At 56.6% G+C, this 1,501-nt stretch carries 1 rRNA gene; it reads left to right on the forward strand.

From position 1 onward, the window contains the following. A 23S ribosomal RNA gene (locus tag ACIRVK_RS45525) occupies positions 1 to 1,459 on the forward strand; the annotation flags it as partial. Positions 1,460 to 1,501: the final 42 nt, after the last annotated feature.

Raw genomic sequence — 1,501 nt, forward strand, 5'->3', positions numbered from 1 at the left:
CCCGGGCGGTGGTTGTCCCGGGGTAAGGGTGTAGGCCGTGATCCAGGTAAATCCGGGTCACTTGTGGCTGAGACCTGATGCCGAGCCGATTGTGGTGAAGTGGATGATCCTATGCTGTCGAGAAAAGCCTCTAGCGAGTTTCATGGCGGCCCGTACCCTAAACCGACTCAGGTGGTCTGGTAGAGAATACCGAGGCGTTCGGGTGAACTATGGTTAAGGAACTCGGCAAAATGCCCCCGTAACTTCGGGAGAAGGGGGGCCACACCTGGTGATCCGTTTTGCACGGTGAGCTGGGGGTGGCCGCAGAGACCAGCGAGAAGCGACTGTTTACTAAAAACACAGGTCCGTGCGAAGCCGTAAGGCGATGTATACGGACTGACGCCTGCCCGGTGCTGGAACGTTAAGGGGACCGGTTAGTCACATTTCGGTGTGGCGAAGCTGAGAACTTAAGCGCCAGTAAACGGCGGTGGTAACTATAACCATCCTAAGGTAGCGAAATTCCTTGTCGGGTAAGTTCCGACCTGCACGAATGGCGTAACGACTTCTCGACTGTCTCAACCATAGGCCCGGTGAAATTGCACTACGAGTAAAGATGCTCGTTTCGCGCAGCAGGACGGAAAGACCCCGGGACCTTTACTACAGTTTGATATTGGTGTTCGGTTCGGCTTGTGTAGGATAGCTGGGAGACTGTGAAGCGGGTACGCCAGTACTTGTGGAGTCGTCGTTGAAATACCAGTCTGGTCGTGCTGGATGTCTAACCTGGGTCCGTGATCCGGATCAGGGACAGTGTCTGATGGGTAGTTTAACTGGGGCGGTTGCCTCCTAAAGGGTAACGGAGGCGCCCAAAGGTTCCCTCAGCCTGGTTGGCAATCAGGTGTTGAGTGTAAGTGCACAAGGGAGCTTGACTGTGAGACCGACGGGTCGAGCAGGGACGAAAGTCGGGACTAGTGATCCGGCGGTGGCTTGTGGAAGCGCCGTCGCTCAACGGATAAAAGGTACCCCGGGGATAACAGGCTGATCTTCCCCAAGAGTCCATATCGACGGGATGGTTTGGCACCTCGATGTCGGCTCGTCGCATCCTGGGGCTGGAGTCGGTCCCAAGGGTTGGGCTGTTCGCCCATTAAAGCGGTACGCGAGCTGGGTTTAGAACGTCGTGAGACAGTTCGGTCCCTATCCGCTGTGCGCGTAGGAGTCTTGAGAAGGGCTGTCCCTAGTACGAGAGGACCGGGACGGACGAACCTCTGGTGTGCCAGTTGTTCTGCCAAGGGCATGGCTGGTTGGCTACGTTCGGGAGGGATAACCGCTGAAAGCATCTAAGCGGGAAGCCTGCTTCGAGATGAGGACTCCCACCCACTTGATGGGGTAAGGCTCCCAGTAGACGACTGGGTTGATAGGCCGGATCTGGAAGCCAGGTAACTGGTGGAGGTGACCGGTACTAATAGGCCGAGGGCTTGTCCTCAGTTGCTCGCGTCCACTGTGTTAGTTCTGAGGCAACGACCGT

Origin of the sequence: Streptomyces sp. NPDC101152, assembly GCF_044768275.1 — a bacterium.
Classification (GTDB): Bacteria; Actinomycetota; Actinomycetes; order Streptomycetales; family Streptomycetaceae; genus Streptomyces.